The 22,417-nt window shown below is 67.6% G+C and carries 25 protein-coding genes and 1 pseudogene; 15 read left to right on the top strand and 11 right to left on the bottom strand.

The window, feature by feature from the left end; translation table 11 throughout:
- Positions 1-5: 5 nt before the first annotated feature.
- Positions 6-1,070 (bottom strand): NAD(P)H-dependent amine dehydrogenase family protein, encoded by a 1,065-nt coding sequence (locus IT779_RS19455; protein ID WP_196150754.1) that lies wholly within the window; start codon positions 1,068-1,070, stop codon positions 6-8.
- A 15-nt stretch (positions 1,071-1,085) separates the two neighbouring features.
- On the bottom strand, positions 1,086-1,970 hold the full coding sequence (locus IT779_RS19450) for an SDR family NAD(P)-dependent oxidoreductase (protein WP_196150753.1): 885 nt from the start codon (positions 1,968-1,970) through the stop codon (positions 1,086-1,088).
- 55 nt (positions 1,971-2,025) lie between these two features.
- Here IT779_RS19450 and IT779_RS19445 point away from each other — a divergent pair, with 55 nt between their 5' ends.
- A complete protein-coding gene (locus tag IT779_RS19445; RefSeq protein WP_196150752.1) occupies positions 2,026-3,096 on the top strand; it encodes an NAD(P)H-dependent amine dehydrogenase family protein in 1,071 nt (356 codons plus the stop codon).
- A 5-nt stretch (positions 3,097-3,101) separates the two neighbouring features.
- The gene (locus tag IT779_RS19440; RefSeq protein WP_196150751.1) at positions 3,102-3,719 is read left to right on the top strand and encodes a TetR/AcrR family transcriptional regulator; all 618 of its coding nucleotides are present in this window, start codon (positions 3,102-3,104) and stop codon (positions 3,717-3,719) included.
- 18 nt (positions 3,720-3,737) lie between these two features.
- Here the strand turns inward: IT779_RS19440 and IT779_RS19435 are convergent, their stop codons facing one another.
- Positions 3,738-4,601 (bottom strand): SDR family oxidoreductase, encoded by an 864-nt coding sequence (locus IT779_RS19435; protein WP_196150750.1) that lies wholly within the window; start codon positions 4,599-4,601, stop codon positions 3,738-3,740.
- A gap of 228 nt (positions 4,602-4,829) precedes the next feature.
- Here IT779_RS19435 and IT779_RS19430 point away from each other — a divergent pair, with 228 nt between their 5' ends.
- The 5 genes from IT779_RS19430 (at position 4,830) to IT779_RS19410 (ending at position 10,009) form a co-directional block, all read left to right on the top strand.
- Positions 4,830-6,080, top strand: coding sequence for an acetyl-CoA C-acetyltransferase (locus IT779_RS19430; protein ID WP_196150749.1), 1,251 nt, complete (start codon positions 4,830-4,832; stop codon positions 6,078-6,080).
- Between the two features lies 1 nt (position 6,081).
- Positions 6,082-6,858: an enoyl-CoA hydratase/isomerase family protein gene (locus tag IT779_RS19425; RefSeq protein ID WP_196150748.1), complete on the top strand. Its 777-nt coding sequence runs from the start codon at positions 6,082-6,084 to the stop codon at positions 6,856-6,858.
- Positions 6,855-8,003 (top strand): CaiB/BaiF CoA transferase family protein, encoded by a 1,149-nt coding sequence (locus IT779_RS19420; protein WP_196150747.1) that lies wholly within the window; start codon positions 6,855-6,857, stop codon positions 8,001-8,003. The genes IT779_RS19425 and IT779_RS19420 overlap by 4 nt, the downstream gene beginning before the upstream one ends.
- 4 nt (positions 8,004-8,007) lie before the next feature.
- Positions 8,008-9,306 carry an acyl-CoA dehydrogenase family protein gene (locus IT779_RS19415; protein ID WP_196150746.1) on the top strand — a complete coding sequence of 433 codons (1,299 nt, stop codon included), beginning with the start codon at positions 8,008-8,010 and terminating at the stop codon, positions 9,304-9,306.
- Positions 9,307-9,382: 76 nt separating this feature from the next.
- The gene (locus tag IT779_RS19410) at positions 9,383-10,009 is read left to right on the top strand and encodes a TetR/AcrR family transcriptional regulator C-terminal domain-containing protein (RefSeq protein ID WP_196150745.1); all 627 of its coding nucleotides are present in this window, start codon (positions 9,383-9,385) and stop codon (positions 10,007-10,009) included.
- 10 nt (positions 10,010-10,019) lie between these two features.
- Here IT779_RS19410 and IT779_RS19405 read toward each other — a convergent pair whose 3' ends face one another.
- The gene (locus tag IT779_RS19405; RefSeq protein ID WP_196150828.1) at positions 10,020-10,787 is read right to left on the bottom strand and encodes an SDR family NAD(P)-dependent oxidoreductase; all 768 of its coding nucleotides are present in this window, start codon (positions 10,785-10,787) and stop codon (positions 10,020-10,022) included.
- A gap of 160 nt (positions 10,788-10,947) precedes the next feature.
- Here IT779_RS19405 and IT779_RS19400 point away from each other — a divergent pair, with 160 nt between their 5' ends.
- Positions 10,948-11,817 carry an LLM class flavin-dependent oxidoreductase gene (locus IT779_RS19400; RefSeq protein WP_196150744.1) on the top strand — a complete coding sequence of 290 codons (870 nt, stop codon included), beginning with the start codon at positions 10,948-10,950 and terminating at the stop codon, positions 11,815-11,817.
- Between the two features lie 38 nt (positions 11,818-11,855).
- Positions 11,856-12,653, top strand: a complete 798-nt coding sequence (locus IT779_RS19395) for an SDR family NAD(P)-dependent oxidoreductase (protein WP_196150743.1) — start codon at positions 11,856-11,858, stop codon at positions 12,651-12,653.
- 73 nt (positions 12,654-12,726) lie between these two features.
- Here IT779_RS19395 and IT779_RS19390 read toward each other — a convergent pair whose 3' ends face one another.
- The 3 genes and pseudogenes from IT779_RS19390 to IT779_RS19385 form a co-directional block, all read right to left on the bottom strand.
- Positions 12,727-14,379 (bottom strand): CYTH domain-containing protein, encoded by a 1,653-nt coding sequence (locus tag IT779_RS19390; protein WP_332838867.1) that lies wholly within the window; start codon positions 14,377-14,379, stop codon positions 12,727-12,729.
- Between the two features lie 72 nt (positions 14,380-14,451).
- Positions 14,452-14,673, bottom strand: a pseudogene (locus IT779_RS39095) (CYTH domain-containing protein); the annotation flags it as partial.
- A gap of 501 nt (positions 14,674-15,174) precedes the next feature.
- Positions 15,175-15,774 carry a histidine phosphatase family protein gene (locus IT779_RS19385; protein ID WP_332838866.1) on the bottom strand — a complete coding sequence of 200 codons (600 nt, stop codon included), beginning with the start codon at positions 15,772-15,774 and terminating at the stop codon, positions 15,175-15,177.
- Between the two features lie 119 nt (positions 15,775-15,893).
- Between IT779_RS19385 and IT779_RS19380 the strand changes: the two genes are divergently transcribed.
- On the top strand, positions 15,894-16,757 hold the full coding sequence (locus IT779_RS19380) for an endo alpha-1,4 polygalactosaminidase (RefSeq protein ID WP_198428669.1): 864 nt from the start codon (positions 15,894-15,896) through the stop codon (positions 16,755-16,757).
- A gap of 190 nt (positions 16,758-16,947) precedes the next feature.
- Here the strand turns inward: IT779_RS19380 and IT779_RS19375 are convergent, their stop codons facing one another.
- From IT779_RS19375 to IT779_RS19365, 3 genes are all read right to left on the bottom strand, one after another.
- Complete coding sequence (locus IT779_RS19375; protein WP_196150740.1) at positions 16,948-17,265, bottom strand: hypothetical protein; 318 nt, start codon at positions 17,263-17,265, stop codon at positions 16,948-16,950.
- A gap of 392 nt (positions 17,266-17,657) precedes the next feature.
- The gene (locus IT779_RS19370; RefSeq protein WP_196150739.1) at positions 17,658-18,668 is read right to left on the bottom strand and encodes a zinc-binding dehydrogenase; all 1,011 of its coding nucleotides are present in this window, start codon (positions 18,666-18,668) and stop codon (positions 17,658-17,660) included.
- 38 nt (positions 18,669-18,706) lie between these two features.
- Positions 18,707-19,132, bottom strand: coding sequence for a nuclear transport factor 2 family protein (locus IT779_RS19365; protein ID WP_196150738.1), 426 nt, complete (start codon positions 19,130-19,132; stop codon positions 18,707-18,709).
- A 168-nt stretch (positions 19,133-19,300) separates the two neighbouring features.
- Between IT779_RS19365 and IT779_RS19360 the strand changes: the two genes are divergently transcribed.
- Positions 19,301-19,882, top strand: coding sequence for a TetR/AcrR family transcriptional regulator (locus IT779_RS19360; protein WP_196150737.1), 582 nt, complete (start codon positions 19,301-19,303; stop codon positions 19,880-19,882).
- Positions 19,883-19,910: 28 nt separating this feature from the next.
- On the opposite strand, the gene IT779_RS19355 is transcribed toward IT779_RS19360, so the two are convergent.
- Positions 19,911-20,552: a TetR/AcrR family transcriptional regulator gene (locus IT779_RS19355; RefSeq protein WP_196150736.1), complete on the bottom strand. Its 642-nt coding sequence runs from the start codon at positions 20,550-20,552 to the stop codon at positions 19,911-19,913.
- An 89-nt stretch (positions 20,553-20,641) separates the two neighbouring features.
- Between IT779_RS19355 and IT779_RS19350 the strand changes: the two genes are divergently transcribed.
- The 4 genes from IT779_RS19350 to IT779_RS19335 are packed head-to-tail and all read left to right on the top strand — an operon-like array spanning position 20,642 to position 22,411.
- Positions 20,642-20,797, top strand: a complete 156-nt coding sequence (locus tag IT779_RS19350) for a hypothetical protein (RefSeq protein ID WP_196150735.1) — start codon at positions 20,642-20,644, stop codon at positions 20,795-20,797.
- Positions 20,794-21,144: a DoxX family protein gene (locus IT779_RS19345; protein WP_196150734.1), complete on the top strand. Its 351-nt coding sequence runs from the start codon at positions 20,794-20,796 to the stop codon at positions 21,142-21,144. Before IT779_RS19350 ends, IT779_RS19345 begins: the two co-directional genes overlap by 4 nt.
- Positions 21,141-21,608: a nuclear transport factor 2 family protein gene (locus tag IT779_RS19340; RefSeq protein ID WP_196150733.1), complete on the top strand. Its 468-nt coding sequence runs from the start codon at positions 21,141-21,143 to the stop codon at positions 21,606-21,608. Before IT779_RS19345 ends, IT779_RS19340 begins: the two co-directional genes overlap by 4 nt.
- The gene (locus IT779_RS19335; protein ID WP_196150732.1) at positions 21,605-22,411 is read left to right on the top strand and encodes an SAM-dependent methyltransferase; all 807 of its coding nucleotides are present in this window, start codon (positions 21,605-21,607) and stop codon (positions 22,409-22,411) included. The genes IT779_RS19340 and IT779_RS19335 overlap by 4 nt, the downstream gene beginning before the upstream one ends.
- Positions 22,412-22,417: the final 6 nt, after the last annotated feature.

The raw sequence follows: 22,417 nt of genomic DNA, 5'->3' as shown, positions 1-22,417 counted from the left end.
ACGGTTCACCGAACGAGAGCCGCTGCGGGAGCGGGGATGTCGGCGTAGGTGAGGATGCCTGGCGCGGCCGCGACGACGTGGCGGATGGCGTTCACTGCGGGCATGGCGGTGATGGTCATGCCGATGCCGTGCAGGTCGGCGACGGTCAGGGTTTCCAGCGGCTGGTCGGGGAGCAGGCCGAGAGTGAGCGAAACCTGTGGCGTGCCGTCGATTTCGATTCGATAGCCGTGGTCGGCGGGCATCGGCGGATCGATCTCGGAATCCATCACCCACCGCTGGTGCAATTCGATGACCTCGCGCCCGTCGAGGATGCCGATGAAGCGCACGTCGAGCCCGGCCACCGTGCCTTTCGCGATGGGACGTCCTTCGAGCGGGAGATCCTTTGTCGCGGCGCCGAAGTCGACCCGGCAGTCGACCGAGTCCAGTTCGATGCCGAGGCTCGCGGCGACCACGTGCACACCGTCGGCGAACACCGCGACCGCCGCGCGGACATCGTCGACGTGCCCCGGATCCCCCATCGGGCGACCCCAACCCAGGCCGTTCATATTGGAATCGGAGGCGAACGCGCTCACATCGACGGACTCGACCGACCTGATATGGCGCACCCGCGTGCACACCCCGGTCGCCACGATCGAAAGCAGTTGCGCGTAGCCCGGATTCATCCCGGAACCGAAGATGCTCGCCCCGCCTTCGGCCGCCGCGGCGCGCAACCTCTCGGGGAATCCGGGTTTGCTGTGCCCGGTGAGGAATTCGGCGGTGGTGACCACGTTGACACCCGCGCGCAGCACGCGCTCCAACAGGTCGATATCCGGATACAGCGGCGTGTAGACGACGCAGTCCGGCTTCAATGCCAACAGCGTGTCGACATCGTCGGTGGCGGCGACCCCGCACGGCTCACCGAGGCCGCACAGCAGCGCTGCGTCTTGTCCGACCTTGTCCTGACTCCAGGCGTAGCAGCCGACCAGTTCCAGGTCGGGCCTGCCGAGGATCGCGGGCAGCGCGGCGCGGGCGACATTGCCGGTGGTCCACTGCACGATCCGCAGCGGTGTGTCGGTGGCGAGCTGAGGCATCGGGATACTTCCTTGTCAGAGCAGGTCGGTGATGGTCTTGAGACCGGCGTCGTAGAGCACGCCCGGCATCATGCCGCCGTCGATCTCGATGGTGGTGCCGTTGATGTAGTCGGCCGCGCCCGAGCACAGGAATACGCACGTTCGGCCCACTTCGGCGGGGGTGCCCGCGCGACCGAGCGGCACCTTGGCGAAGTACTCGCGCCCGTCGGGGTCGTCGGAGGGCAGCACGAACGACTGGAAGTTGTCGGTCATGGTCGGGCCGAGCGCGACGCAGTTCACCCGCGCGTGCCCGCCCCATTCCTCGGCCAGCGACCGGGTCAGGTGGTTGAGTCCCGATTTCGCCGCGCCGTAGGACACCAGCGTCGGCGATCCGGCGGGATGGCTCGCGCCGCTGGAGATGTTGATGATGCTGCCCATGCCCGACTGGGTGCGCATCTGCCGGTAGACCCGCACCGCGAACCACAGTGGGCTGGTCAGGTTCATCTGGATCGCGAAGGCGTGGAACAGCGCGGTGCGCGTGAATTCGTCCTCGGCGCGCGGCGCGCCCTGGATGCGCTGCACCAGTTCCGGCACGGCCTCCACGGCGGGCGTCGGCACCGTGCCGCCCGCGTTGTTGACCAGGATGTCGATCCGCCCGAAGGTGTCGACGACGCGGGTGACGAAGCCGTCGATCGAGTCGATGTTCCCCTGGTCGCAGACCCACTGGTGGGCGCGATCGGCGGCGATGTCCTCGGCGCCGGGCAGGCCGGGGAGTTCGCCGCGCGAACAGCCGATCACGGTCGCGCCCGCGCGCAGCAACTCATGAGCGATCCCGACGCCGACACCGCGGCTGGTGCCGGTGACCACGGCGACCTTGCCGTGCAGTGCCGCCCCGTCGCTGGATGTATTGGATTCCGCCATGGACCAAAAACATAAAGGGCTTTATGCTTTCTGGCAAGCAGTCGAAAGGAAGTTCATGTATCGCGTCATCCAGTTCTCCACGGGCAACGTCGGGCGCGAAGCCCTGCGGATGATCATCGCGCGCCCCGACCTGGAACTCGTCGGCGTCCACGCGGCGTCACCGGCCAAAATCGGACGCGACGCGGCCGAACTCTGCGGTCTCGGCGAACCGACCGGCATCACCGCCACCGACGACCTCGACGCGCTCGTCGCCCTCGGTGCGGACTGCGTCGTGTTCACCGCGCAGGCCGAGACCCGCCCCGACGAGGCCCTCGCCCAGATGTGCGCGTTCCTGCGCGCGGGCACCGACGTCGTTGCCACCTCGTTCGTGTGGCTGGTCAACCCGCGCTCCGCCGACGCCTGGCTGCTCGACCCGCTGCGCGAGGCCTGCGAGGAAGGCGGAAGTTCGCTGTATGTCAACGGAATCGACCCCGGCTACTCCGGCGATACCCTCGCCCTCGCCGCGCTGAGCCTGGCGGGTTCCGCCGACCGGGTGGTCATCCAGGAAGTCTTCGACTACGCCGACTACGACGACGGCGAATTCACCGGCGTCCAATTCGGTTTCGGACTTCCCGCCGACGCCGAACCGGCGCTCATGGCAACCCCCGGCATCGTCGCATCGATCTGGGGCGGCAGCGTGCACCTGCTCGCCGAGGCCATGGGCATCACCCTCGACAGCGTCAGCGACCGCTGGGAGACCTGGGTCACCCCGACCCCCATCGACTGCGTCATGACCAAGGTGGAAGCGAACTGCGTCGCCGCCGTCCGCTTCGCCGCCGAAGGCTTCCGCGACGGCAGAGCGGTGATCGTGGTCGAACACGTCAACCGGCTCACCCCCGCCGCCGCGCCCGACTGGGCCTACCCGCCCGAAGGCCGCGACGGCGTGCACCGGGTCCTCGTCGAAGGCCATCCCGGCATCGAGATCAACAGCCACGTCGGCGGCGGCGAGATCTCGGAGACCTTCGCAGGCGTCGTCTCCACCGCCGCCCGCGTCGTGAACGCGATCGCCGCGGTCCGCGCCGCGGACCCCGGCATTCTCGGCGTCGTCGACCTGCCTGCGGGCTACGCCGGACGTGTGATGAGCTGACACTCATGTCAGCGCCATCGACACCGGGACCCCGCGCCCGCCCGACGCGTCCGCACACCGGCAGGCAGGCCCGCGCCGAGAACACCCGCGCCCGGATCATCTCCGAAACCGTGGCGTGCATCCTCGAACGCGGATATGCCGCCGCCAGCGCCAAACACATCGCCGAACGCGCGGGCGTGACCTGGGGCGTCGTCCAATACCACTTCGGCGACCGCGACGGCATCCTCGCCGCGGTCGTCGAAGCGGGCCTGCACGAACTCGTCGAAGCCATGAGCTCCGTCGAGATCCCCGAACTGCCTATCCGCGCCCGCGTCGAAGCCCTGGTCGACGCGGGCTGGAAGGCCTACACCACCCCGCTGGCCCGCGCAGGCCTGGAAATCCTGGTCGCCACCCGCACCCAGCGCGCGCCCGCGCTCGGCGACCAACTCGAACCCTTCGGCCGCGAGGTCGCCCGTCTGGCCGGATCGGTCACCGAGGGCGACAGCACCGCGGGCCGGGTGCTACTGCTCGCCCTGCGCGGCATGGCCTTGGACCAGTTGCTCTACCCCGACCCCATCGGCACCCGCCGCTACCGCGCCGCGGTGGTCGACGTCATAGTCCGCTATCTGGACCACCCCGACTGACCGGGGGAGCGGGTCGGCTCAGCCGAGCTCGAGCACGGCCCGCTCGATGGTGGAGAGGTCGCGGATGTCCTCCCACCGGCTCGCCAGCGTCTCCACGGTGGGCGGCGTGTCGAACACCACCGCCGGGTTCTGCGCCAGCACGACTCGTCGGATCTTGCCGCCGCCCGCGATGAAGACCGCGCCGGAGTCGGTGATGTCCTCGCTGCACAGGTAGGCCACCAGCGGCGCCACGTATTCCGGCGAAAGTCGTTGCTGTAGTTCGGCGTCGAAGACATCGTTCGTCATGCGGGTGGTCGCGATGGGGGCGACCGCGTTGGCGGTGATGTTGTACTTGGCGCCTTCTTCGGCGAGTGAGTTGATCAAACCGACGAGGCCGAGTTTGGCCGCGCCGTAATTGGTTTGTCCGAAGTTGCCGAACAGTCCGCTGGTCGAGGTGGCCACGACGACCCGGCCGAAACTCTGCGCGCGGAAATGCGGCCAGGCCGCCCGGATCACGTTGTAGCCGCCGTAGAGGTGCACTTTCAGCACGGCGTCCCAGTTCTCGAACGCCATCTTGTGGAAGGTGCCGTCGCGCAGGATGCCCGCGTTGCTCACCACGCCGTGGATCGCGCCGAACTCCTCGAGCGCGGTCTCGACGATGGCGGCCGCGCCCTCCGGCTCGGCGACGGAATCGTAGTTCGCGACCGCTCGACCGCCCGCCCGGCGAATCTCCTCGACCACCTCGTCGGCCATCGCCGAACCCTGTCCGGTGCCGTCGCGCGCGCCGCCGAGGTCGTTGACCACCACCGCGGCGCCCTCGGCCGCCAGCGTGCGGGCATAGGCGCGTCCGAGACCGCCCCCGGCGCCGGTCACGGCGATCACGCGGTCGTGCAGTCCTGTCATGTTCGGTCTCCGTTCCGGTGGGCGATGGCGCCGCTTCTATCGAGGAAAGTATACGTAGAGGTGGAATATAGATAGTGGGCAGCTGGTCGGCAAAGCCCTGATCCATGCCTGTCGAAGTTGCGCATCTGAATGAAACCGCAGGCGATTCGGGATCGAAAGTATACGATGCCGTAGATCTTTGTCATGAGGCCGCCGACGACCAGGCGGTCGAACCGCACGAGGAGAGTCATGTCGGGACCGGCCACGCCGTACCTCAACGACGCACTCATAGTCGACGTCGTGCGCACCCCGCGCGGCCGCGGCCGCCCCGACGGCGGACTGCACGGCTGCCACCCCCAGGAACTGCTCGCCCAGTGCCTGCGCGCCCTGATCGCGCGCACCGGCGTCGACGCGGGCGAGGTCGAGGACGTCATCGCGGGCAACGGCATCCAGGCGGGCGAACACGGCGACGACATCGCCCGCCTGTCGGCGCTGCTGGCGGGCTGGCCGGACACGGTTCCCGGCATGACGCTCAACCGGTTCTGCGGCTCGGGCCAGCAGGCCGTCACCGTCGCCGCCACCGCAATCGCCGCGGGGACACAGGATGTGGTGGTCGCGGGCGGTGTCGAATCGATGTCGCGCTGGGACGTCACCGTCGGCGTGCCGACCATCGACGGCCACAACCCGGACCTGCGCCGCCGCTATCCCACCGTGCCGCAGGGCATCTCGGCCGACCTGATCGCCTCGGTGGAGAAATTCACCCGCGAGGATGTCGACGACTACGCCGAGCGCAGCCAGGACCGCGCCGCGCATGCGTTGGCCGAAGGATACTTCGAACGATCGGTGATCCCGGTCACCGGCCCCGACGGCACGGTGCTGCTCGATCGCGACGAGCAGCCCCGACCCGGCACGACCGCGGCGACGCTGGCCCGCCTGCGGCCCGCTTTCGCCGAACTGGGCGCCCAGCGCGTCGAGGGCGAGAGCCGCACCTTCGACGAGATCTGCCGTGACCGGTATCCGATCGACCGGGTCGACCACGTGCACCACGCGGGCAATTCCTCCGGCGTGGTCGACGGTGCGGCCGCCGCGCTACTCGTCTCCTCGCGTTTCCGGCGAGCGCACGGACTCACCGCCCGCGCGCGCATCGTGGCCACCGCCGCCGTCGGCAGCGAACCGATCATCATGCTCACCGCCCCCGGACCGGCCGCGCTGCGCTGCCTGGCCAAGGCGGGCATGACCGTCGCCGATATCGACCTGTGGGAGATCAACGAGGCATTCGCCGCCGTCGTGCTCAAGGCGATCCGCGACCTCGACCTCGATCCCGACCGCGTCAACGTGAACGGCGGCGCCATAGCGCTCGGCCACCCGATCGGCGCCACCGGGGCCATGCTCATCGGCACCGTGCTCGACGAACTCGAACGCCGCGATCTGCGCACCGGTCTGGTGACCATGTGCACCGGCGCGGGCATGGGCACCGCCACGATCATCGAACGGATCTGACATGCCCGAGACCCTCACCCTGGACACGGTCGGCGACGGCGTCACCCTGATCCGCCTGAACCGCCCGCACCGGCTCAACGCCATCGATCAGATCCTGCTCGCCGAATTGTGCGGCGCCTGCGAAACACTCGCCGCCGACCGCTCGGTGCGCGCGGTCGTCCTCACCGGCACGGGCCGCGGCTTCTGCTCGGGCATCGATATGCGCGACTTCGGCCCCGCTATGCTCGAGGCCGACGATCCGGCCATCGACCGCCTGCTGTTCCAGGAATCCATGGCCGCGCTGCCCCGAGCCGTCACCGCCATGCCGCAACCGGTGATCGCCGCCGTCAACGGCCCGTGCGTGGGCGGCGGACTGGCGCTGTGTCTGGCCGCCGACATCCGAATCGCCTCCACCGCGGCCACATTCGGCAATGCCGCGATCCTGCTCGGCCTCTCGGGCGCCGAGATGGGCATCAGTTACCACCTGCCCCGCGTCGTCGGAACCAGCGTCGCGGCGGACTGGATGCTGACCGGGCGGACCGTCACCGCCGAGGAAGCCGACCGGCGCGGCTTGCTCAGCAGGCTCGTCGAGCCGGAGCGCCTGCTCGATGAGGCGATCGAAACAGCCTGCGACATAGCGCGATTGGCGGCGCTCGGGGTCAGGATGACCAAACGCGCCATCCAGGCCAACATCGACGCGCCGAGCCTGTGGTCGGCCCTGGAGTTGGAGAACCGCAACCAGGTGCTCAGCCACGCCACCGACGACGCCGCGGGCCGCCGACAGAAATGGTCGTCGTGACCGGCCCCCTGCACGGCGTACGCGTGATCTCGATGGGCGGCCTCGGTCCCGGTCCGTTCTGCGGGATGATCCTCGGTGACCTCGGCGCCGATGTCATCCGCGTCGATCCGATCGGCCACGTCGACGGCCCCTTGCCCGTCGACTACACCGTGCGCCGCAGCCAACGCTCGATCGCCGTGGACCTCAAGCGACCCGAGGGCCGTGATGTGGTGTGCCGCTTGGCCGCCGACGCCGACGCATTCGTCGACGTGTTCCGCCCCGGCGTCGCCGAACGCCTCGGCATCGGCCCCGAACGACTGTGCGCGTCGAATCCGCGCCTGATCTACGCGCGGATGACCGGATACGGCCAGCGGGGTCCGCTGGCCGAGCACGCCGGACACGACATCAACTACCTCGCGCTGGTCGGCGCACTACACGCGATCGGCCCCTCGGAAGCCCCGACGCCGCCGCTGAACCTGGTCGCCGACTACGGGGGAGGGGCGATGCTGCTCGCGGTCGGCCTGCTCAGCGCGCTGCTGGAGACCCGGACCTCGGGTGTCGGCCAAGTGCTCGACGTCGCGATGATCGACGGCGCGGCGACCTTGATGGCGCCCTACTACGGCATGCTCGCCGCGGGAATGTGGCGCGACCGGCGCGATGACAACGTGCTCGACGGCGCGGCGCACTTCTACCGAACCTACGAGACGGCCGACGGCGGGCACATCGCGGTGGGCGCCATGGAACCCAGGTTCTACGCCGAACTGTGCCGACGCCTCGACGTCGACGTGCCGCACGACCCGGACGACAACGCCGCCTGGGCGACGCACCGCGCCGCACTCGCCGCCCGATTCGCCGAACGCGACCGCGACCACTGGGAACAGCTCCTCGACGCCCCCGACACCTGCGCCGTGCCGGTGCTCGGCATCGGCGAGGCCGCGCGGCATCCGCATCACCGCGCCCGCGACAGCTTCGTCGAAGTGGACGGCGTGGTCCAACCCGCACCGTCGCCGCGATTCTCGCGCACCGTGCTCCCGCCGCCGACCTCGCCCGCGCTACCCGGCGACCACACCCGCGAGATACTCGCCGAATTCGGCCTCGATCCCACCGAACTACTCACCACCGGCACCGTGCGCCACAGCGCCGCCGCCGCAGCGCAGGAGGACTGACACGATGGGGTGGAACTTCGCCACCGATCCCGAATGGGCCGAACAGCTGGCCTGGGTCGCCGATTTCGTCCGCGAGGAATGCGAGCCGATCGACCTGATCGTCAAGGAATCCCACGACCTGAACGACCCGGTCCGCCAGGCGCTGATCCCGCCGCTGCAGGAGATCGTGAAACAGCGCGGGCTGTGGGCGACCCACCTCGGCCCGCATCTCGGCGGCCCCGGCTACGGACAGGTCAAACTCGCCCTGCTGAACGAGATCCTCGGCCGCAGCGAATGCGCGCCGATCGTCTTCGGTTCGCACGCGCCCGATTCCGGCAACAGCGAGATCCTCGCCCGTTACGGCACACCGGAACTCAAACAGCGCTACCTCGAGCCGCTGCTGGACAACCGGATCATCTCCTGCTTCTCGATGACCGAACCGCAAGGCGGCGCCGACCCCAAGGTCTTCACCACATCCGCGGTCCCCGACGGCGACCACTGGGTGATCAACGGCGAGAAGTGGTATTCGTCCTTCGCCTCGATGGCCTCGTTCCTCATCGTCATGGTGGTGACCGACCCCGAAGCGCCACCGTACCAACGTCATTCGATGTTCGTGGTGCCCGCCGAAACCCCCGGCATCACCGTGCTGCGCGATGTCGGCCTCGGCTACCAGCCGCTCGGTGGCGGCGGTCGGGAAGGCTATGTGCGCTACGAGAACGTGCGGGTGCCCGCCGACCACATGCTCGGCCCGCGCGGCGGCGCCTTCGCGGTCGCGCAGACCCGCCTGGGCGGCGGGCGCATCCACCACGCGATGCGCACCGTCGGACTGGTGCGCCGGATCTTCGACATGATCTGTGAACGCGCCGTCTCGCGCCACACCCAGGGCGGCAGGCTCGCCGACAAGCAGATGGTGCAGGAGATGGTCGCCGATTCGTGGATGGAGATCGAGGCGTTCCGTCTGCTCACCCTCCAAACCGCTTGGAAGATCGACCAATACGACGACTACAAGGCGGTGCGCGCCGACATCTCCGCGGTCAAGGCGATGATGCAGAAGGTCCTGCACGACGTTTCGGCCCGCGCGCTCCAGATCCACGGATCGCTCGGCACCTCCCACGAGATGCCGTTCGTGCAATACCTCACCGAATCCTTCGTCCTCGGACTGGCCGACGGGCCGACCGAGGTCCACAAGGTCACACTGGCGCGCCTGCTGCTGAACGGATACTCGCCCGCGCCCGACGTGTTTCCCTCCGAACACCTCCTGCGCCTGCGCGCGGCGGCCGAACGCAAATTCGCCGACAGACTCGCGGGCATACCCCGCGATTGAACCTCGAGGAGCGCCCATGCCCATCGGTCCGCTGTCGCACCGCGGTGCGAACATGACGCCACATATACTTCGGTAGATGGTGGAAACACGACGGGGACGACCGACGCATGCCGAGTCCAGCGCGCTGCGCAGGCAATTGCGTGAAGCCGCCGTCACCGTCTTCCTCGACAAAGGGTACGACGCCGCCACCATGGAGGCGATCGCCGCGGCCGCCGGAATCACCAAACGCACCCTGTATGCCCGCTATCCCGACAAGCGCGCGGTATTCCTCGACGCGATTCCGTGGGCGTTCACCCGCGCCCTGGAGAACGAGACGATCGCGCGGATAAACGGCGACGATCTGCGCACCGCGCTGACCGTGATCGGCCGGGGAGCGCTGAAACACGCACTCGATCCCGATATCGTCAAACTCCACCGCATCGCCCGCAACGAAGCCCACCGCTTCCCCGAATTCGCCATGGGCGCGGAATCGTTGGGCTGGGCAAGGCGCCAACGCCAACTCATGGAAATACTGCGACGTCACGCCGAGGCGGGCGCCATCGAGGTCGACGACATCGAACTCGCCGCCGAACACTTCCTCGCCATGGTCGAAGCGTTTCCCGCCCGCCTCGCCGATTTCGGCATCTACCGCAGCCGCAAGGACGAGCAGCGCCACCTCGCCTTCGCCGTCGATCTCTTCCTGCGCGGCGTGGCTCCCCGCTGACCCCGGCCGCTCACGCCTCGCGCAGGAACGTCTGCGTATCGGTGACGAGGCCGGTCAGCGTTTTCGGATCGCCGGTGCACAGCGCGAGCGCCGTCCGGGTGATCAACTCGATATCCTCGGTGTCGACCTTGGCCAGATCCAGCGCGCCCGCACCGGGCGTCGCCACGGGATTGGTCGGCGCCGCGGCGTTGACGGCGATCCCGTCGTCGTAGAGTTCGGCGGCCAGGCTTTTCGTGAGCCGGTTGAGCGCGGCCTTCACGGTTCCGTAGATGCCGAATCCTGCGGTGGCGTCGAATTCGGAGAACGGCGGCCCCTCGGGCATATTCCCGCCGACCGAGGTGACGTTCAATATCCAGCCGCGCCCGCGTTCCCGCATCGCCGGAATCGCCAACTGCGTCAAGTGCAGTGGTGCGAGGACGTGCATTTCGAACATCAGCCGCACGCGCCGTTCCGGGAAGTCGTCCAGAGGACGCAGGAAGGTCACCGCCGCGTTGTTGACCAGGATGTCGGGCGCGCGCAGGCGATCGACCACCTCGGCGAACAGCCTTTCGCGATCCTCGGCCTGCGACAGGTCCGCCTGGATCGCGATCGCCTCGCCACCCGCGTCGGTGATCTCGGCCACTGTCTGCCGCAGCGAACCCGCGTACTCGGGCACCGGTTCCATGGTCCGGGCCGTCAGGGCCACCGCGGCTCCCGATGCCGCGAGTTCCCGGGCGATCGCCTTGCCGAGGCCCCGACTCGCTCCCGTCACGAGGGCAACCTTGCCCGCACAACTCATCGCCACCGCACGCCTCCTTCGGTCGTCCGACCTCACCATAGTAGTCGAGCACGTATATTTACACCGGTTCGCGTGATCTTCCCGAAGTCGTGCACCGAGATCCCCGGTCTCACGTAGTATCCGTCCTCGTATATTTATTCGGGATGGAAGGCGCCACGTCGTGGTCGAATGGTTCCTGTACCTGCCGCAGAGCGGACTCGGCGTCGCCGACCTGCTCGAACGCTCCCTGGCCGCGGAAGCCGCCGGATTCGACGGGGTCGCGTTCCTCGACCACGTGGAGACGCCGGTGGCCCCCGAAAGCCCCATCTGGGAAGCCATGACCGTCGCCACCTGGATCGCCGCCCGCACCACCACCCTGCGCATCGGACACCTGGTCCTGTGCGACGCGTTCCGCCACCCGGCCGTCCTCGCCAAACAGGCCGTGACCCTCGCCGAAGCCAGCGGCGGCCGTTTCGAACTCGGCCTCGGCGCCGGATCTCTTCCCGACGAACTGGCCAAATTCGGCTTCACCACCGACGGGCCCGGCGCCCGAATCACCCACCTCGGCGAAACGCTACGGCGAGTGCGGAATTACTGGGGAGTCGGCGACGACACCGAACCGCCGCAAGCCCCACACCCGACCCATCCGATCCCCATAGTGCTCGGCGGCACCGGCCAACGCATGCTCGGCCTGGTCGCCGAACACGCCGACTGGTGGAATCTGCCCGCCGACAAGGTCGACCGCATGGACGAATACCTCCCCGCCATCGGATCGGCGCGAATATCCGTGCAGCAAATGGTCGCTTTCGTCAAGGAAGGCGACGACCGCGAGAAGGTCGACAGCAAGAGCCGCCGCGTATTCGGTTCCCTCGGGGCGGGTCTCGTCTGTGGCACCGCTCCGGAACTCATCGACTACTTCAAGAATCTGGAAACCCGAGGCGCACAACGCTTCTACATCTGGTTCTCCGACTTCGCCCGCCTCCCGTCGATCACGGAATTCGGCAGATCGGTGATCGACGCATACCAGGATTCGAATCACCCCGAGCGGTAAGGATCACTCCACCCGCGCCACTGATTAGCGTGTGCCGGATGGACCTGAACCTGGATGGCAAACGTGCGATAGTCACCGGCGGCAGCAAAGGAATCGGCTACGCCATCGCCCGCGCGCTCGCGAACGAAGGCGTGCACGTGGTGATCGCGGCCCGCACCGCCGAACAACTCGAATCGGCGGCCGAGGCGCTGTCCCGAGAAACAGGTCGACGCGTACTCGCCATCCCCACCGACACCGGCGACGACGACCGAGTCCGCACCCTGGTCGAACGTACGGTCACCGAACTCGGCGGCATCGACATCCTCGTGAACTCCGCCGCCACCCCGTGGAGCCCAGGAGCGAGCACCGACCTCGCGGGCACCGACGACGAAACCGTCCACCGCGAATTCGACATCAAAGTACTCGGCTACCTCCGCACCGCCCGCGCCGTCGCCCCCCACCTCACCCGCCAAGGCTGGGGCAGAATCATCAACATCAGCGGCCTCGGCGCCCGCCGAGCCAACTCCATCCCCCAAACCATCCGCAACATCGGCGTCTCCGCCCTAACCAAGAACCTCGCCGACGAACTCGGCCCCTCGGGCGTCAACGTCACCGTGGTCCACCCCGGTCTCACCAGAACCGAGCGCCTCACCGCCCGCCTCACGTCCGAAGCCGAACAATCCGGCCGGTCGATCGCCGACCACGAATCCGACCTCGCCCACAACACCCTGCGCCGAGTGATCGACGCCTCCGAAGTCGCCGACGTGGTCACCTTCCTCGCCTCCCCGCGCAGCGTCGCCATCACCGGCGATGCCATCGCAGCGGGTGGCGGAGTACCCGGCCCGGTGTACTACTGATTTTCACCGGTGCCGCGACCATCTCACCGATTTCCGGAACTGCGGGGTATCCATCTCTCGGGTTCAATCCCGATTATTTCTGTTCCGGATGCGGCTGGAAGGCCACTCCATCACGGACGAGTGCACTCCATGTGAGAACAATGCTCAGCAAGGCGACGGCATCAGCTGTGGCATGGCGGCCGAACCACGGCAGGCCGATACCAACTGTCGCCGCGGCGGCGATGGTGGCCACCGCCAGTCGGTACCTGCTCGCCATGACCTGCGACGAGATACGGAACAGGCTGACGACGGCGAAGGTTACGGAGATCAGCCCGGCCAGTTGAAGCACACTGCCCCAGACGATTCGGCCGCCTCCCGACCCTATGCCTGCATCGGATCCGCTGGCCATCGCGAACCAGCCCGCGATCAACGCGACGACCGCCGTCAGCAGCCGTACCTGCGGTCGGATGTCCGTGCGATGGATGGGAAGGCGGTCCGGATTCTCCCGGACGAGAGAGGTTTGTAGGGCCAGGCGACCGTCGTTCAACCAAGTCGGCGTGGATTTGGCGATACCGAGGATCGCCATGCCCCGGAAGTATTTCGCGCTGATCCGTTGCTCGACGCGGTGGTCGGAGGACTGGTGGGTGCAGGCCTCGACGAACTGGGCGAGGAAGGTGTGATACAGCGGACGTCGCAGGGTGTCGGGAGCGGCGCTGTCGTCCTCGACGCCGGTGATTTCGAACTCCACGTCTCGCGAGACGTTGGCGTGGTCACCGGGGTGAGCGTAGGTGACTTGATCGTGCTTGAGTTTTGCGACATGTTCGGGGGTGCCGAAAGAATCCGGCTGCTTATCCGAGGGAATGCGCTCCACTATCCATGCGGTCCGGACGACTGCGATCTCGAGTATCGGCCTCAGCCCCACCTTCGCCAGCGTGTCGGCGGCGTGGTCGAACGAGTCGGGAGCGGATATGGGCGAGATACGGGCGATCTCGGCGAGCCACTCCATGATCGAATCCCAACCGCGGGCCGGATCTGCCGCGTTCTCGTCGGCGATGACCTCGTGTTGCAGGACCAAACCCTGACGGGCCTCCTCGGTCAACCGCCGGAAGACCACTTGCCGACGTGTCCCTTCCTGGCGTAAACGCAGATAGCAGCCCGCTTGGAACAGTTCCTGCTTCGGAGTGTCGAAATAGAGGTCGGCGATGCGCCGCGTGCCGCCCGCGCGAGCGAATCGATATCCTGGGACGAAATCGCCACGCTCGACACGCTTGACGACCGCATCGTAGTCGCCGAGCTCTTCGAAGGCTACCTTTGTCTCGAGCTTGTCCCGCAAATTAGCATCGTAGTAGTGGGCGAGACCGTGCTCGAATTTCGAGTCGGAAACATCTTCGGCGTCGAGGCTCGAACGGCAGAAGGCGGCTATCCGGCTCAGCTCGTCTACTCGGCCTTCTTGTTGCAGTTCGATTTCCAGGCGAACTTCGCGATTGTCGACGTTGTTCGGCAGTGCTCCCGTTTCGTAGTGCGAGTCATCGAGTGCCAGTTGGGCAACCAACTTGCCGTCGTTCGTGCGCACATCCCAGGTCCGTCGGGTGCTGCGGACCGTGAAGATGTCACGCAATCCCAGCGAACGCAGGGCCGCGAAACCGCCTTCGGTCAGTGTGTTGACTACGACCTGTTCGGACGCGGGCGACCTCTCCACGATCCCGGCATCGACCAGTATCCCGGCGATCTTCTCGGTGACCTCCACGTAGGTCCCGCTGGCCGGATTCTCGAGTTCGTCGCGGGAAACCGGTTCGCCCCCGGTCGCGCCTGTCGGCCGCTTCAAAGTGATCGCGATTCCTTCGGCGCTCCGCCGAATCCGCAGCGACCAGTTCCGTTTATGCAGCTTGTCGGCGGTATCGAAATATGTGTCCGCGTGATCTCGGGTGCCGGTTGCTCGAAGTCGATAGCTCTCCAACTCGGCCCCGCTGTCGAATACCGCGCGTGCCTTGGTCAGTTTGCTCTCGTCGAGACGCAGCCGTATCTCGGTCTCTACAACCATGGATTCCCCGTTCAGCGACAAAACAGGACCCAATGCTAGCGGTCTACTGCCACAGGGCATCGCGATAAGCCGAAATGTAATAACAGACCGGTCGGTAAATGATTCTGTCTACCGCAGATTGCGTAGATCGGCGAATCGAGATGAGGCCGAGATGTCGTTCAATCGGTGGATAGCCTCTGCGAGCGTCCGGCGGTAATATTCGCGGGAGTCGCACCGATTACGAAGGATGTCGGTCGACGACATTTCGAATCGACCACCGTTCCGATCTCGCATTGCACGAATTCAGATTCGCGATGTACCTGGCGCAATCGGCCACTGTGTGCCGCATAGACCGGCTGCTTGCTCGGCGCGCGATCTGTGCCGGCTTGCGGCCCTCCTCGTGTGCCACCGCCCTGACGAACGCATCCGGCTTCCGAGCCGCAGGCGCCACCTCCACCGGCAGCATCACCGGTCGGCCGCCGATGATCAACCCGCCACCCCGAGAGGGGTTTCGACAACCGATCACTCGGGCCAGGATCGACACTCCCAATATCGTCCCTTCCGTTCGACGAGGAACGGCGTCGCGTGCGGGAGTGGCTTTCCCCAGACCTGCGCGCCGAGGCCGCAGAGTCGCGCGAGTGTGACGCTGAGACTGGCCACGTGGCCGACGAGCGCGACGGATTCGCCGCCGTGCGTCTGTGCGATTCGTTCCAGCACGGTGGTCATTCGCGTGAGTACCTGCGTGCCGGATTCGCCGTCGGCCACTCGTCGCTCGAAGCGCCGTTCGACGATCCAGCTTCGCAGTACCGCCGAGGTCTCACGGCGGACAGCGGAATCCGTGCTTCCTTCCGCCGCGCCGATCCCGACCTCGGCCAGGTCGGCCACCGCCGTGATGTCGACGGCGCGACCCGGCAGCAGTGCTTCGGCGGTCTGCCGCGCGCGGAGCGCGGTGCTGCAGTACACGTGAGCGATGGGCTCGTCGGCCAGTGTGTCGGCCGCGGCCGCGGATTGATCGAGACCGCGAGATGTCAATGGCGCCGACGGTACTGCCCCGGCGACACCCGCGGTGACGTTCTCCGACTCACCGTGGCGTAGGCACCACAGCCGAACACGAGAGTTCACGACCTCATCATGCCCGCCGCCCGTGGCGTTCCGGGTGGGCCGGACACCGTTTCGGGCAGATCGCGGCACCTGCGGGTCGGAGAGCATCGCGACGGATTTCGGCGATTCATAATCGCACCGTGGGCAGATCGAGGAGGGAAGCACGATGGGTCGTGGCGCTGCTGACGGGTGCGATGCTCGTGGCGTGTACATCCTCGGAGGAGGACGAGGCCACGGATTCGGTTCCTACGACCGTGTCGTCGATCTCGCCGCTGTTGTGGAAGTCGGGTGCGGAAACACCGTTCGACTATCAACTCGGCGACCCCTACACCCCGCCGGGCGGAGTCGGTCTCGTGGTCCGCGACAGTTCCGCCGAACCGGTACCGGGCATCTATAACATCTGCTATGTCAATGGATTTCAAACCCAGCCGAGCGACCGTGAGTATTGGTTGCGTATGCGCCGCGACCTCGTTCTCGATGGTCCCGACGGCGAGCCCGTCATCGATGACGACTGGCCCGACGAACTACTTCTCGACACCTCCACGTCCGACGAGCGTACCCGGCTGAGCGAGGTCGTCGGCAAGGCGATCGACGAGTGCGCGCGAAAAGGCTTCCGGGCAGTCGAGATCGACAACCTGGACTCGTTCACGCGGTCGCGCGGCCGACTTTCCGCCGACGACAATTTAGACTTCGCGGCGCTGCTCGTACGACGCGCCCACGATCGGGGACTGGCGATCGGCCAGAAGAACGTCGCCGAACTCAGCACCCGCGGAAAGCGGACCGGCTTCGACTTCGCCGTGGCCGAACAGTGCGTGCAGTTCGACGAATGCGGTTCCTACGTAGAGGTTTACGGCGCGTACGTCCTCGACATCGAATACAGCGACACCCTCGGCACACCTTTCGAGCGGGCGTGCGCCCGCCCTGGCACCCCGGCGGCGACTATCCTCCGAGACAGACAGCTGACGCCCGCCGGGCATCGGAACCACGTCTACGAACACTGCTGAGACAGATCGGAGACTGTGAACGTGCACTCGCGGGCGGCGCCCGACGAGGTTCGCGGTGGAGTTCCGGTGGGCGAGTTCTCGATAGGTGAGCGGGATCGGCCTGTTCGCGTTCGGATCGGTCGAGAGGTCTGTGCCTGCACCGGTTTCCGGGCGACGTCGCCGCGGACCTCGTGCAGGCCGGGGGCGCGAGCTATGCCTGGATGACCTCGACCTGCACCAGTGCGCCGGGGCCGTCGCAGCTCGCCCAGGACTGGTTCTGGCCGTATTGCACCGGGCCGTACTTCCAGTAGGTGAACGGGACGGGCCAGGCGACGCAGGTGAGTTTCACCTGGTGCCAGGTCGGGAGTTCGCAGTTGGACATTCCGCCGGTGTTGAAGATGTTGTAGAGGTGGCAGTTGGCCTGCCATACCGGTACGTCGGCTCGAGCCACGCCGCCGCCGAGAAGCGCGGTGGCGGCTGTTGCGGTGGCGACGACGGCGGTGGCGGCGATCCGCTTCGGGGTGAGCATGTCGAACCTCCTGGGTCGGTGTTGTCTGGATGATCGCTGTGCGTTCGTATTCGTTACTCGACCGCTCTTGTGGTTGATTACCCAGTTCCGGTGATTCTGCTCAGATAGGTTTCTTTCGTGGGAGAACACCCCGGTGGTGTCCAGTGGAATGTGGATTTTCTCGAAGGTTGCCAGAGAGCTGAGGGTGAGCCTCGGCGGCGCCGCTGGTGCTCGCTCGGCACCCGCCACTCCCGTGGGTCATGCCGAGCGAATGGCGAGTCCGCTGCTGATTCGCGACCGAGACGGGCACACGCTCGTTTTCGGCGACGAGAACGACCAGCCGATCGCGAAGTGCCGCGCTATCTCGGGAACCCGAAATCGGTGCGGGACAGGGTAGGCGCGGAACAGGCCGGTCAGGGGTGGACGACCACGCGCGGCGGGCCCTGACCTTTGCGCAGGTGGTCGAGCGCTTCGGGAACCTCGTCGAGGGTGATGGTGCGGCCGACGCTGGGAAGCGGGTCGAGGCGGCCTTCGGCGACCGCGTCGAGGGTGCCGTACCAGTCCTGGGGGTGTGGGCCGCCGCCGAACTGGATGGTCAGGCCCTGGTGCATGGCGGAGGGAATGGACAGCGGGTCGACGCCGCTCCAACTGCCCGCGGCGAAGATCTTGGTGCCGAATTCGCAGGAGTCGACGATGTTCTGGACCACTCCGGGTGCGCCCGCGCATTCGAAGACGACCTGCGGCCAGGTCGCGCCGGTGTCGCGGGCCGTTTCGCGCCACACCTCGTACGGCGAGCGCTCGGCCGGATTCACGACGATGGTCGCGCCGAAGGTTCGGGCGTATTCGAGCCGGGACGGGCTGTAGTCGGCGACGATGATGTGTTCGATGCCGCGCGAGCGCAACGCGGCGACGGCGGACAGGCCGATGGCGCCCGCGCCGATCACCAGCGGCAGCTCGCCGGGGCCGATACCCGAACTGCGGACATAGAATTCGCCGACCGCGAACGCGTCGACAACGGCGACGGCGTCGTCGGCGGCCGTGTCGGGGACGGCGCGGGTCATCATCTCCGACACCCGCATCAGCTCCCCGAACGCTCCCGGCGCGTCCGGATCGTGCCCGATGACGTGCGGGTCGCCCGTGCCGAGCAGCAGGGGCATACTCGTGACCCTGGCGCCGATCGGGAACGCGTCCGACACCCCGGGGCCGTGTCCGACGACCTCGCCGATGAATTCGTGTCCCATGACGACGTCACGGTCGGCGTCCCAGACGAACCGGGGCGCGCTGTTCGGGTTGTCCATGTAGTGCACGTCCGAGGCGCACAAGGCGGCGCTGAGCGGCCGGATGAGCAGTTCGCCCTGACCGGCGACGGGATCGGCGGTCTCCCTGACTTCCAGTTCGCCGCCTCGTAATACGACTGCGCGCATGATTTCTCCTTCGTCGGATCGATGTGGGGGATCGCCTGCTACACCACGCTGTTCGCGGTCATGACCCGCGCCATGTTCACGACGCGCTTGTCGATGCGCCAGCCGTCGGAGGTGCGGACGAGGGTGTCCTCGTAGTTGCCGACAGCGTCGATCCAGCTCGACGGGTCGCCGGGGACGGCGATCAGGATCGCGTGCACGTAGGACCGCGCGGTCGCGGTGTCGCCGGACACGTCGATGACGAAATTCGACAGGCGGTGGTGGGTCGGGCCCATCGCGTCGTGGGAGGCGACCATGAAGTCGGTGAGCGCGTCGACGCCGGAGAAGGTGCCGATCTGGCCGTAGTCGGCCTCGACGTCGGCGGTCCAGCAGGTGCGGAACAGCGGCCAGTCCCGCTGGTCGACGCCCGTGGCGTAGCGGATGAGCAGTTCGCCGATCTGCGCCTGATCTTCCCGGAAGTCGTTCATGCTGCTGTGTCCTCTCGCCGCCGCGACCGTGGATCGGGCGCGGTTCCGGCCACCGACGATAGCCGCAGGATCGGTAATTACGGAAGAGTCCCTCCTGAAAGTTTCAGGATGGTCTGACCTGTAATGGTTGTGATGACCTGCGGGTCGTCGCGGGTTACGCTTGACGGCATGGCGAATGTGCAGCAGGTGGGTCGACCGCGCGACACCACGATCGACGAGAAGGCCCTCGCCGCCGCCCGCGCCCTACTGGTGGAACGCGGATTCGACGCGACCACCGTCCAGGCGATCGCCGAACGCGCGGGCGTGCACTCCTCGGCGCTCTACCGCCGCTGGCCCTCGCGCATCGAGCTGATCGAAGACGCCGCGTTCCCGGCCGCGCGCCCGGTCGACATCGCCCCCACCGGGGATCTGCGCCGGGATCTGCGCCGCTTCGTCCGTGCCTATCTGGCCGCGTTCGGCGAGCCCGCGGCCCGCGTCGCGGCGCCGGGTCTGCTCGCCCACCGCCGCTCCTCCGACAAACCCGAGGTATACCTGCGGGTGTCAGCGCGTCCGCAGTTCCACGCCATCCTCGCCGCCGCCCCGCCCGAGAGCGTCGACCCGAGCGTCGATCCCGACGACGTCTTCGACATGCTGCTCGGCGCCATCTGGACCCGCGTCGTGCTGGTCGCCGTCACCACCCGCAACCGCCCGCTCGAACGCACCATCGACATGGTGCTGCGCATGGTGCGCCCCTATCCGCCGCGCGGCTAGATTCGTCCCCGCACAGCCGAGAGATCCCCTACGGCTGAGTCGGCGGTTCGGTTTCCGGTCGGCACAGGGTGCGTTCGGCCGTGGTGGTGAGTCGCTCGACGGCGTCGTCCAGGCCGAGTCCGCGTCCGGTGAGCAGGAGATCGAGGCTTTCGAAACTCGTGAGGGCCCACAGTATGTCGACGGCCCAGTCCACCGAGACGTCGGCGCGGAGCGCGCCCGCTGCGTGCAGGCGTTCGGCGACGTAGGTGACGCCGCCGCGTCGGTTTTCCTCCATGGCGCGCACGGCGTCGGCCGCGGACGCCGGGTCGAGTCGGTCCATGGCGTGTAGGACGCGGTAGATCTCCAGGTCTCCGGCCATCATGGCGCTCGCCGCCGCGATCGCGCCGCGCAGGTGTGCGCGTGGGTCATCGGCGGCTACCGCCGCGGTCAGTTCGGCGACGCCGGTCCGCGCGGTCAGTTCGGCCACGAAGGCGTCGAAAAGTCCGGCGCGGGAACCGAAGTCGACGTAGATGGTCGATCGCGACACGCCCGCCGCCTTGGCGACCTTGTCCAGGCTGACCGGCCGGGTCGGCGCCTCGCGCAACTGGTCGGCCACCGCGTCGAGGATGCGGCGCCGGGTCTGTTCGGCGGCATCGGCGCGGGCCGCCTGGTCGTACTTGCGCTTGGTCATGTCCGCCATCCTTCCATATTTCACTTGACAGGTTGTCCGTTGAAAGTCACGATTTCATCAGACAAGTTGTCGGACGAAATGGAGTGAATATGACGGAGACGGTTCCCTGCCCGCGCGAAGTCGATGCCGTTCCCGCGACCGTCGCCTTCGTCCGCACGATCCCCTTCGTGGTCACCGCGATCTCCGCGGCCATCGGCGCGGCACTGCTCGCGTCCGGATCGAAAACCCTTCAGGAGTCGAAATGAATATCGCGACGGTGCTCATCACCGGCTTGCTCGCCCTCGCCGTCACCGGCTCGGCCGTGGCCACGCTCACCCGGCAGCCCGCGATCGTCGCCACCGTCGAGGCGGTCGGCTTTCCCACCGCTCACCTCCGGGTGCTCGGCGCGCTCAAACTCGCCGCCGCGCTCGGGTTGGGGCTCGGACTGCTGTGGCTCCCGATCTCCGTCGCCGCGGCGGCCGGGCTGGTGGCGTACTTCCTCGCGGCCGTCTACCTGCACATCCGGGCGCGCGACAACGCGATCGTCCCTCCCACCGTATTTCTCGCGCTGTCGGTCGCCGCGCTGGTCCTGCTCGTCCTGGTAGCCCGATGACCGCCGCCACCGCCGTCCGGCCCACCGAAGCCCAGGTGCTCGCGGTGCTCGCGGTCAAACTGTTGAGCCACGGCGACCGCGGCGACTTCCGTCGCTGTTTCGCCGCCGATGCCGTCAACCGACCCGGCGACTACGCCCCCGGACCCTGCCGCGGCACCGGCCCGGACGCCGTATGGGCGACCTCGCGATGGCTGCGCCGCGCGTTCGGCGAACTCGACTGGACGGTCCGCGCGGTCGCGGGACGCGGACCGGTCGTGCTCGTCGCCGCCGAGATGCGCGGTCGCCACACCGGCGCGCTGACCCTGCACGACCGCCACGGCACGCCTGCCCGCGTCCTTCGCCCGAGCGGGCTACGGTTCACCGTCCGCCGCACCTACCGATTCCGCACCGCCGGGCACCGGATCATCGAACGCAGCGTCGATTTCGGTGAACTCGGCCCCTTCCGAGAGGATATGCGACCGTGAACGACGAGATCTTCCCCAGAACCGCCGCCTACCACCCCGACTGGATCCGCGCCGGTGTCAGCGGCGGCGCCAACTCGCTGTGGCTCACCGAATGGCTCACCGATGCAATGGAACTGCGGCCGGATATGCGAGTGCTGGATCTCGGCTGCGGACGCGGCGCGTCCTCGGTGTTCCTGCACCGCGAATTCGGCGTCCAGGTCTGGGCCACCGATCTGTGGTTCGATCCGGGTGAACGCGCCGCGCGGGCCAGGGACGCGGGCGTCGCCGACGCGGTGTTCCCGATCCGCGCCGACGCCCGCGCGCTCCCGTTCGCCCCCGGCTTCTTCGACGCGGTCATCAGCATCGACTCCTTCCTCTACTACGGCACCGACGACCTCTACGCCAACTACCTCGCGGCCTTCCTGCGCCCCGGCGGCGCCCTCGCCATCGCGGGCGCCGGACTGACCCGCGAAATCGACGGCCTCCCACCGGAACACCTGCGCGACTGGTGGGAACCGAGTATGGCCTGCCTGCATTCGGCGACCTGGTGGCGAAACCACTGGCGGCGCAGTGGCGTACTCGACGTCGACCGCGCCGACACCATGCCCGACGGATGGCGCCGCTGGCTCGACTGGCAGCACGATGTCGCACCCGACAACGCCACCGAAATCTCGGCGCTGGAACAGGATCGAGGCGAGCACCTGGGCTATGTCCGAGTCATCGCGCACCGCAACGACACTCCGACAGACCCGCCGATCGACAGGGTCGAGGTCGCCTACGAATCGCATCCACTCCTGCGCGGCCACCCGGAACGGCACGGGTGAAGTCGC

This window comes from Nocardia bovistercoris (assembly GCF_015674855.1).
GTDB lineage: Bacteria > Actinomycetota > Actinomycetes > Mycobacteriales > Mycobacteriaceae > Nocardia > Nocardia bovistercoris.
The sequence above is the reverse complement of the archived record's forward strand: the minus strand, read 5'-3'. Positions and strand labels throughout refer to the sequence as shown.

Excerpts from the sequence above, each read along its gene's own strand:
- IT779_RS19455 (WP_196150754.1), bottom strand. The coding sequence starts at position 1,070 with ATGCCTCAGCTCGCCACCGACACACCGCTGCGGATCGTGCAGTGGACC.
- IT779_RS19450 (WP_196150753.1), bottom strand. The coding sequence starts at position 1,970 with ATGGCGGAATCCAATACATCCAGCGACGGGGCGGCACTGCACGGCAAG.
- IT779_RS19445 (WP_196150752.1), top strand. The coding sequence starts at position 2,026 with ATGTATCGCGTCATCCAGTTCTCCACGGGCAACGTCGGGCGCGAAGCC.
- IT779_RS19440 (WP_196150751.1), top strand. The coding sequence starts at position 3,102 with ATGTCAGCGCCATCGACACCGGGACCCCGCGCCCGCCCGACGCGTCCG.
- IT779_RS19435 (WP_196150750.1), bottom strand. The coding sequence starts at position 4,601 with ATGACAGGACTGCACGACCGCGTGATCGCCGTGACCGGCGCCGGGGGC.
- IT779_RS19430 (WP_196150749.1), top strand. The coding sequence starts at position 4,830 with ATGTCGGGACCGGCCACGCCGTACCTCAACGACGCACTCATAGTCGAC.
- IT779_RS19425 (WP_196150748.1), top strand. The coding sequence starts at position 6,082 with ATGCCCGAGACCCTCACCCTGGACACGGTCGGCGACGGCGTCACCCTG.
- IT779_RS19415 (WP_196150746.1), top strand. The coding sequence starts at position 8,008 with ATGGGGTGGAACTTCGCCACCGATCCCGAATGGGCCGAACAGCTGGCC.
- IT779_RS19410 (WP_196150745.1), top strand. The coding sequence starts at position 9,383 with ATGGTGGAAACACGACGGGGACGACCGACGCATGCCGAGTCCAGCGCG.
- IT779_RS19405 (WP_196150828.1), bottom strand. The coding sequence starts at position 10,787 with ATGAGTTGTGCGGGCAAGGTTGCCCTCGTGACGGGAGCGAGTCGGGGC.
- IT779_RS19395 (WP_196150743.1), top strand. The coding sequence starts at position 11,856 with ATGGACCTGAACCTGGATGGCAAACGTGCGATAGTCACCGGCGGCAGC.
- IT779_RS19375 (WP_196150740.1), bottom strand. The coding sequence starts at position 17,265 with ATGCTCACCCCGAAGCGGATCGCCGCCACCGCCGTCGTCGCCACCGCA.
- IT779_RS19370 (WP_196150739.1), bottom strand. The coding sequence starts at position 18,668 with ATGCGCGCAGTCGTATTACGAGGCGGCGAACTGGAAGTCAGGGAGACC.
- IT779_RS19365 (WP_196150738.1), bottom strand. The coding sequence starts at position 19,132 with ATGAACGACTTCCGGGAAGATCAGGCGCAGATCGGCGAACTGCTCATC.
- IT779_RS19360 (WP_196150737.1), top strand. The coding sequence starts at position 19,301 with ATGGCGAATGTGCAGCAGGTGGGTCGACCGCGCGACACCACGATCGAC.
- IT779_RS19355 (WP_196150736.1), bottom strand. The coding sequence starts at position 20,552 with ATGACCAAGCGCAAGTACGACCAGGCGGCCCGCGCCGATGCCGCCGAA.
- IT779_RS19350 (WP_196150735.1), top strand. The coding sequence starts at position 20,642 with ATGACGGAGACGGTTCCCTGCCCGCGCGAAGTCGATGCCGTTCCCGCG.
- IT779_RS19345 (WP_196150734.1), top strand. The coding sequence starts at position 20,794 with ATGAATATCGCGACGGTGCTCATCACCGGCTTGCTCGCCCTCGCCGTC.
- IT779_RS19340 (WP_196150733.1), top strand. The coding sequence starts at position 21,141 with ATGACCGCCGCCACCGCCGTCCGGCCCACCGAAGCCCAGGTGCTCGCG.